The organism is Streptococcus sp. HMSC10E12, assembly GCF_001807855.1.
GTDB classification, from domain to species: Bacteria; Bacillota; Bacilli; order Lactobacillales; family Streptococcaceae; genus Streptococcus; species Streptococcus salivarius.
Genome location: NZ_KV791087.1, coordinates 5,937 through 15,235, shown reverse-complemented (window position 1 = coordinate 15,235; position 9,299 = coordinate 5,937). Strand labels below are relative to the sequence as shown.

The 9,299-nt window shown below is 38.4% G+C and carries 6 protein-coding genes; 4 read left to right on the top strand and 2 right to left on the bottom strand.

The annotated features are described in order from the left end of the window. The 3 genes from HMPREF3112_RS03340 to HMPREF3112_RS03330 all read left to right on the top strand — a co-directional run. The coding region (locus HMPREF3112_RS03340) for a glucosyl transferase (protein WP_141738651.1) at positions 1–2,498 on the top strand (2,498 nt) is incomplete at its 5' end. A 717-nt stretch (positions 2,499–3,215) separates the two neighbouring features. Beyond that, on the top strand, positions 3,216–5,663 hold the full coding sequence (locus HMPREF3112_RS03335; protein WP_176744471.1) for a glucosyl transferase: 2,448 nt from the start codon (positions 3,216–3,218) through the stop codon (positions 5,661–5,663). 365 nt (positions 5,664–6,028) lie between these two features. Beyond that, the gene (locus tag HMPREF3112_RS03330) at positions 6,029–7,228 is read left to right on the top strand and encodes a hypothetical protein (RefSeq protein ID WP_048790901.1); all 1,200 of its coding nucleotides are present in this window, start codon (positions 6,029–6,031) and stop codon (positions 7,226–7,228) included. Positions 7,229–7,391: 163 nt separating this feature from the next. Here the strand turns inward: HMPREF3112_RS03330 and pdxT are convergent, their stop codons facing one another. Further along, the gene (pdxT, locus tag HMPREF3112_RS03325) at positions 7,392–7,985 is read right to left on the bottom strand and encodes a pyridoxal 5'-phosphate synthase glutaminase subunit PdxT (protein WP_048790900.1); all 594 of its coding nucleotides are present in this window, start codon (positions 7,983–7,985) and stop codon (positions 7,392–7,394) included. Further along, on the bottom strand, positions 7,986–8,858 hold the full coding sequence (gene pdxS, locus HMPREF3112_RS03320; RefSeq protein WP_021151642.1) for a pyridoxal 5'-phosphate synthase lyase subunit PdxS: 873 nt from the start codon (positions 8,856–8,858) through the stop codon (positions 7,986–7,988). 293 nt (positions 8,859–9,151) lie between these two features. Between pdxS and HMPREF3112_RS11580 the strand changes: the two genes are divergently transcribed. Next, positions 9,152–9,299: KxYKxGKxW signal peptide domain-containing protein (locus tag HMPREF3112_RS11580; RefSeq protein ID WP_371106352.1), on the top strand; the 148-nt coding region annotated here is incomplete at its 3' end.

The window sequence follows — 9,299 nt, the reverse complement described above, 5'->3', positions numbered from 1 at the left end:
AAGTTAAAAAACATTGGGTAACTATTGCAGTGACGGGACTTGCTTTGGGATTGAGTTTTGCAGGTCTCAACTATGCTTCAGCTGAAGAACAACCTACCCCCGTTAATGAAGCAACCGTTGAAGCCATCATCAAAGAAGGTGCTGTTGACGTTGAAGCTCCTGCAACTAGTGAAGCCACAGCTAAACCTGCAGAAAACACAGCTACTACCGCTTTGAGTGAAGCTACCGCAGTGTCAGAAACACCAACAGCTAGCTCTGAAATGGCTTCGACAGAAACTATTTCTGAAAAACCAAGCTCTGAAGTCACAAGCACAGCTAGTTCGGAAGGAGCTAGTTCTGAAACTGCACATTCCGAGGTAAGTGCAACGACTAGTGAGAGTGTTACAGCTGAGAATGTGTCATCTGTTGGTGATATCCCAAACGAAAATACCACGAGAGGAACTGACCGTTCTGCCTTTACTGAAAAAAGAAATGGATTTGTCACCGAACAAGAAGAACGCATCGAAACAGTTAACTATGTAGGTAGTCTTATTACCTTAAGACATCCTTATTACGTTACTTATTACTACGATAATAACGGTAATAAGCTTATGGGATGGCAAGATATTAATGGAGAACGCTATTATTTCAAAAAAGAGCGAGAACATCCTGGTTTCGAAACCATTGATGGAAAACTCTATTACTTTACAGATAGTGCACGTATGCTCCATGATGAATTTGTTGAAGAAAATGGTCAAACTTACTATCTAGGTAGCGATGGGGTGCGAGTTTCTGGCTTACAAGATATCAAAGGACAAACCTATTACTTTAATCCCGATAGAAACGACCAACTTAGCTACGGCTTGAACGTGGTTGGTGACAAACTCTATCTTTTTGGAGATGCTGGCAAAGAAAATCCGGGGCAATTAATTAAAGACACTCATCTCAAGAATGGTGACTTCCAACTAAATATTGATGCTAGTGGCGTCGTAACATTAGCTAATAACCATCCAGCTTTTCTACAAGATAATTCTGGGCATTGGTATTATATGAATACAGATGGAAAGCTAGTTACTGGACCACAAACTATTGACGGCTTAACCTATTACTTTGACTCAGATGGTAGACAGGTCAAGGGTGAACGCCGTAAGGTCAATGGCAAATCATATTTCTACGACCCAGATAACGGCGCCCTTGTGACGAACCGTCTCGTCACATTCAAAGCTGGACGATTCATTCCTGAAGAAAACTATGCTAAAGAAATAAGATTTAACTCTGCTCCTTATGCAAATTATGACAACAACGAACATCCTGAACTCGAACGGTATTATTTTGGTGCCGATGGCCTACCAGTCACAGGATGGCAAACCATCAATGGTAATAAGTACTATTTCCAAGATGATGGAAATATGGTCGTACACAGATTTTTCAACAACTATTACTTCTACAGTGATGGTACCATTGCTAGAAATATACGATTGAATGTTCCTACGCACTATATTATGAGAGAATTTCCAAATATCTATGAATTTGATAATGATGGGGTTGGTAAATTCATTTCTAGTGATTTTAAGGACCTTCGACCTAAGAGCGCTTATTTTGTCCAAGATAATGATGGGTATTGGCATTACTACGACGAAATTGGATGGCCAGTGAAAGGTTCAACAACTGTTGATGGCTATGACATGTATTTCCATTTAGGAACTGGTCGCCAAGCAAAAGGAGAGTTAGTTGATATCAAAGGCAAGGTTTACTATTTTGATAAAGATAACGGTCGAAAAGTCAAAGATACAACTTTTGATTTTGATGGTAAGACCTATGTGGCAGACCAAACTGGTGTCCTCAGCATTAAAAGTCAATCAACTGAACGAAACCGCTATATTAGTGATTCCGAAGGAAACTGGTACTATGTCAATGACAAGGGTTACCTCCTCCTTGGTGCTCAAACCATTGATAACGTCAACGTTTATTTCGGAACCAATGGTGTCCAATACAAAGGCCATTTTGCTCCTGATAATCACTATTACGATAAAGATAACGGTGCTTTAGTAACAGATAGATTAGTTGAGGATGGCGGCAAAGAGTTTTATGTTGATGAAAAAGGAAATAAGTTTGACGGTACTAAATACTTGGACGGAATTCAGTACTACTTTAGCTACGGTGAAAAAGTGAAAGGTGAGTTTAAATATTCAAACGGTGGTAATCATTATTATGACAAAGAGACTGGTGCCCTTGTAACTGGAAAATACTTTGAACATAAGAATAACTGGTATTATGCAAATAGTAAGGGAAATATTCTGACTGGTAGAAGAGTCATCGATGGCAAGCATGTCTACTTCTACGATGATGATTATGGACAATATAAGGGCATACAAGCTAAAGATAAACTCATCATTTTAGGTGGTAAGACTTACTATTATCTTCCTGGCTCTGGTAATCGTGCTGATAATGTAACCTTGACAATCAATCACGTCACTTATTACTTTGATAATGACGGGGTTGGCCATATCCTCCGATAGTCATTTACAAGTGACTATGGATTTCAATTACTCAACACAAAAGGAAGTCGACCAACTGTCAACTTCCTTTTTCATATAATCAATCACTGTCATTCAAACAGAACCCAATTATGACATTTTTTAACATTTACGATTATCTTGTAAAAAAACTTGTTTGTAATTAAAAAAGTATTATAATAAAGGTAGGTGAGCATGTAAGCGTTTTACTAAAAACGTTGAAAGTGTACTACAGGGGATTAGGATTAGGAACTTGGCTTTAGACTTCTAACGTCAAAATAATTTTTTATGCATGAAAACTGGTCCTTAGGCACTTTGGCATGATAATCTAAGGCTCTTTTCATACATACATCTGTCTATAATATAAAACTAGAGCTTTAGAGAGAATGCTTCAAACTAAGAGCTCTAGTTTTTTGTATTTGAAGACACATGCCATAGGTTGGATTCAATAATTAAACGAAAGGAGATAAATAAAAGTATTAGGATAAAAAAATAAAATCACTTGTTTCTAGATATAAACTACACAGCATAAGCATATTCTCCTTGCCACACATTTGACGTGCTCGCCTATAAAATCGTCTTATGGCCATGCCCTGAGAGATTTAGATATGGGGCTCAGTCGTTTTAATAGATTTGCTCACTTTTAACACTCTTCTGACGGCCCAGCTCCTTTATGTTACACACCTAAACATCGGTGTTCATTTTTGAAGGGAGTCTATTATGAATACTGAAATGAATTATCATTGGCAAATGTCCAAGAAACACGTCGTAGCACTTTCCTGCGCAACTGCTCTAGCTACTTTTACTTTAGTCGCACGCCCTACATTTGCGGATGAAGTAAAAATACCTGAAGCTACAGGTCAACCAACTGAGATTATTGCACCTGCACAAGAAACTGCAGTAACTAATGTTGAGGTCAAAGCACCTACTACAAATCCTATCTCAACTAATACTGAGCTACCTACTAGTACAAGTACGGTTCTTAGTGAAGCTCCTAGCAGTGAAGTCGCATCATCTGAATTAGCAAGCGAATCACCAGTAGAAATTACTTCTGAACAAGGTAATAGCAATCAAGATAATGAGGCCAATAAAGCTATACCTATCAAAACAGCAACTTCAGAAGCCTCTACTACAAAAACTTCGGTAGAAAAAGTCAATGAACCTATTCCTGTCGAAGAAACAAAAACACCTACAAAAAACAGTGAACAACCCGCCCCAATCGATGAAAATGAAAAGCAAGTCACACCTTCTGTAACACTTGAAAATGCACCTCATATTTCTGGTGGACATTATTATAGTGATGATAATGGTAACTGGTATTACAAGGATGCAAATGGCAAAAATCTTGTTGGGCTGAACTATGTGGATAATGTTCCTGTTTACTTTAGCCAAGACGGTATTCAAATCAAAGGTGGTTTTGCAGAGGATGGCCGATACTATGACAAAGATTCTGGTGCTCTTGTAACCAAGGCCTTTAAAGAACTCTTAACTTATATTGGTCGTGATGATATCAACGGTCAAAACATTTATACTACTGATTGGTACTACCTTGATGCCGACGGACGGCCACTTAAAGGTCCTCAAAATCTTGGTGGTACAAACATGTACTTCTTCCCTAATGGGGCACAAGTTAAAGGACGTTTTGCACCTGACGGACACTACTATGATAAGGACTCTGGTGCGCTTGTAACTAACAGCTTTGTCCATGTCTACAACTGGAATTATCAAAATCAAGACGGAAATCGTGTGAATCACTTTGTCATCACCATTCCTAATAATTCAGTCGTTGGACCTAACGGTGAAAACCAATTTTTGGATATGAGTCATTACCCACTTTCTAGCAATGATTTGAATCGCGAAGATTTCTACTATTACGTAGATGACAAGGGGGATAAACTGACAGGACCTCAAACCCTAAACGGCATCCATGTCTACTTCGACCAAAATGGTAGACAACTTAGAGGTGAGTTTGCATTTGACGAAGATGGTACCGTTCATTACTACGATGCGAAAAACGGTGCACGCGCTGAAAATACCATTGTTAGAACAAATACTGGTGCCTTCAAATTCGATGCAAACGGTAATGGACATTTGATGAAACCTGGTGAAGAAATAGATACCCCCGTCACTCCTACACCAACTGTCTCCCTAGACAAGGCTCCACGTGTTTTTGGTGGTCACTATTATAGTGATAACCAAGGCAACTGGTACTACAAGGATGCAAACGGTAAAAACCTCATCGGTCTCAACTTCGTTGACAACATTCCAGTCTACTTTGACAAGGATGGCAAACAAGTCAAAGGACGTTTTGCAGAGGATGGTCGCTATTACGATAAAAACTCTGGTGCACTTGTAACAAAACGCTATCTTGAAACTGAAGATGGCAACTGGGTTTACGTCAATGATAAAGGTGATAAACTCAAGGGAGAACAAACTATCGATGGTGTTAAAGTCTACTTTGATGATTTCACTGGTACACAAGTCAAGGGACATTTTGCACCAAATGGTAAATACTATGACAAAGATTCTGGTGCTCTCGTAACCAATGCTTTTAAAGAAATCTTGACTTATATTGGTCGTGATGATATCAACAATCAAAATGTTTATACTACTGCCTGGTACTATGTCGATGCTGATGGTAAGCCATTAACAGGACCTCAAACCTTTGGAAATAGTCGCTTTTACTTCCTTCCTAATGGGGCACAAGTCAAGGGACGCTTCGCCCCTGATGGACACTATTATGATAAAGACTCTGGTGCTCTCGTAACTGATAGCTTTGTTCATGTCTACAACTGGAATTACCGAAATCTCGATGGTGATCGCATCTTCCACTTCACTATTACCATTCCTGGAAATGATATCGTAGATCAGGATGGACAGTACCCAAGAGAAAGCAAAGATTTAGATCGTGAAGATTTCTACTACTATGTTAATGCTAAAGGGGATAAACTGACAGGACCTCAAACCTTAAACGGCATCCATGTTTACTTCGACCAAAACGGTAGACAGCTTAGAGGCGAATTCAAATTTGACGATGACGGAACTGTCCACTATTACGATGCTAAGAATGGAGCACGCGCTGAAAATACCATTGTTAGAACAAACACTGGTGCCTTCAAATTCGATGCTGACGGTAATGGACATTTGATGGGACCTGATGAAGTATAGGAATATAATTCAAATAACAACTATTGATATCGCATAATTACTTTGATTTAGTAATCGTTAAAAAGGAAGTCGACCAACTGTCAACTTCCTTTTTTATATCACAAGTAAACTTTTTCTTCCCCTTTAAGAAAACTTTAGGATTTGCTTTATATACTATAACCATCCTAAAACTTTTCTTTTTCATAATCTCCTAAATCCAGGGCCTAGGTCCTGGATTTTTTTGTGTTTAACTTAAAAAGTACTAACTCGGAAAGCAAAAAAAGGTTCCTATTATACTAAAATTCAAGTATAATAAATCGTATAGTATTTAGAATAATTAAAAAATTGTTTTTTTATTTATAAAACATATATTTGGAGGTAATTAATTGAAAAATAAACTCAAGAAAAATGCTCTCTGGGGACTTATTCCAATTCTCTGTCTTATTGCTGCTTATTATTTTCTAGCCTTTGCTCCCCATCAAAAGGCAGTCGACTCCTTCAATAATATTGCTCAAAAGGTAAAAAATAAGAATAATCTCTTAGAAGATAAAATAAAGACAGCAAATCAACTCCTAAGTAATAAAGACAAACCTTTAGATGAAAATCTTTCCTCTGAATTAAAAAATGAAATCACTTCTGCTGAGAAAGCAAAACGAAAAATTCCTAAGATCAAAAAGTCAACAAGTGACATTAACAAACAGGTAGAAGTACTTAAAAAACCGTTAGATTATACAACTGAAATAAAGAAACTCGATGAGCTAAATCAAAAGTATTCAACAAGTGTTAAACAACTAAAACAAATAACCAACCCTTCTAGTAGCTTTATCGAAAGTAGACTTAAAGAAATTGATACCATTACAGGAGTTCAGTCAGCAACCGAAGATAATGATCCAAATAAGGGATTGAATAAACAAGGTAGTTACACAGCATCCGTGTATTTTACTGATAGTTTAGTTACTGACACTATTGAAGGAAAGGATATTGTAACTAAAGGAACTGATGCTGGTGGCAATATCGAAGTCTACAAAACAGTTGAAGATGCACAAAAACGAAATGAGTATTTGAGTGCTTTCGACGGACTCCCAGCTATGTTAAATCCTGGATCTCATTATGTTTATGGTACGATTATCATCCGAACTTCTGGAAGATTGACTGCTACACAACAAAATGACCTAACTCAAAAGATTTATCAAAAGTTGATTGAGATTAAAGATGGAGATACAAGCGAAACTAGTCAAAAAACTGAAACCAATAATAGCTCTGAAACTAGTACTCAAACTAACGTAACAACACAATCTACTCAAAAGAATTCAGGTACTGTCTCTAGTTCTACCACCGAAAATACTACAAATACTGCTTCTAGCGAAAAACAATCTGAATACCTCAGTAATATTGATGCAAATGGCTATAACAAGCTTACTGGAGAAAATATCTTTGAGAAAAAATCCGGAAATCCTGAAGATGGTCCTGAGTACCACAGTTTCTTTGATAGAAATGGCTATAACAGTCAAACAGGTATGAATCTTAATGATTACGTTGTACCCAATGATAGTTCCACTGGCATAGGATGGTCAGACGGTCAATAGTTAATTCTTAAAAATACTCACCTACTACTTTAAGAAAACTTTAGGATTTGCTTTATATACTATAATCATCCTAAAACTTTTTTTTCTTAATCTCCTAAATCCAGGGCCTAGGTCCTGGATTTTTTTGTGCGGTCAAGAAATAAACGATGTCATAGATTTTGAGCTATTTCTTATATTCTTTTGCCTGATGGATCATCTCTAGGAAATAAGCATGCACCCTTGTATCACCCGTTAATTCTGGATGAAAAGAGGTCACTAACATCTGCTTTTCTCTAGCTGCCACGATAGCCCCATTGACTTGAGCTAAAATCTCCACTTCTGGTCCAACAGCTTCAATAATTGGCCCACGAATAAAGACCATTGGGATCTCCCCTATTCCCTTAAATTCAGCATCTGTGACAAAACTGCCCAATTGGCGACCATAGGCATTTCTGGCTACATTGATGTCCATACTTGCCAAATGTTTTGTTTGGTCCCCCACTATGGTTTTGGCCAACAAAATCAGACCCGCACAAGTTCCAAATACAGGTAGTCCTGCATCAATTTTCGCCTTTATCAAGTCAAACAAGTCTAAATCATGCAAGAGTTTCCCCATGACTGTCGACTCTCCCCCTGGTAGAATGAGCCCGTCCAAATCAGCGTGGGCTTCCCAATCTTGTCGATTTCTGATTTGAACCGTTTCAACCCCAAGTGCTTTCAAGACCTGCTCATGTTCTGCAAAAGCACCTTGCAAAGCCAGTATTCCGATTTTTGTCATTTATTTTCCTCGCTCTGCCATTAGGATGTCAATTTCATCCTTGTTGATACCAACCATGGCTTCACCCAAATCTTCTGACACTTGCGCCAAAATATCTGGACGATTATAGTTAGTCACTGCTTTGACGATGGCTTCCGCACGTTTTTTCGGATCTCCTGATTTGAAAATCCCTGAACCAACAAAGACACCTTCAGCACCCAACTGCATCATAAGCGCAGCATCCGCTGGCGTCGCTACACCACCTGCCGCAAAATTGACAACAGGCAACTTGCCATGTTCATGGACATAACGAACCAAATCAATTGGCACCTGCAAGTCTTTAGCGGTAATATAAAGCTCATCATCTCTAAGATTTTGAATGCGGCGAATTTCTTGATTCATGAGTCGCAAGTGGTGAACAGCCTGAACAATATCACCAGTACCAGGTTCACCCTTGGTACGAATCATAGATGCCCCTTCTGAAATACGGCGAAGAGCCTCACCAAGGTCCTTAGCTCCACAGACGAAAGGCACATCAAATTTGGTTTTGTCCACATGAATAAGGTCATCGGCCGGTGTCAAAACCTCACTCTCGTCGATATAATCAATCTCAATCGCCTGCAAAATCTGTGCTTCCACGAAATGACCAATACGCACCTTAGCCATCACTGGAATACTAACAGCGTCCTGAATTTCCTTAATCATCTTAGGATCACTCATACGTGACACACCACCCACTGCACGGATATCGGCCGGAATGCGTTCCAAGGCCATGACTGCAGCCGCTCCTGCCGCCTCAGCAATACGTGCCTGCTCAGGATTTTGAACGTCCATGATGACGCCCCCCTTAAGCATCTGTGCCAAATTTTTATTTAAGTCGTAACGATTTGTCATTGCAATCACCTCTCATGTTTTTATGCCCTCTATTTTACACAGGATGATTTTTGAAGAAAAGAGTCTTTTTCTCAAACTGTATGGGGACAATTACCCTTTCAAGCATATCTATAGACGAAAAAATAAATAAATTAGGAAAACTCTTTTATAGGCTACAACTATCACGAATATAAGAATCTTTTTATAAAATCATGGCGTTTTTGTATCCGTTTTCTATTGAGTTTATTAGAAAATAAGATTAAAATATAACTGTAAATTAATTTTGGTTTTCATGTTGTTTTAAATGTCACAACATGAATTTACCAAGTCACCATATAAGGGGGAAAATTATGGAAAACAAAGTTCGTTTCAAACTTCATAAAGTTAAGAAACATTGGATCACAATCGCTGCCTCAAGTTTGGCTATTGGGGCTTCACTAATTGGACTAGGACAGGTCGGAG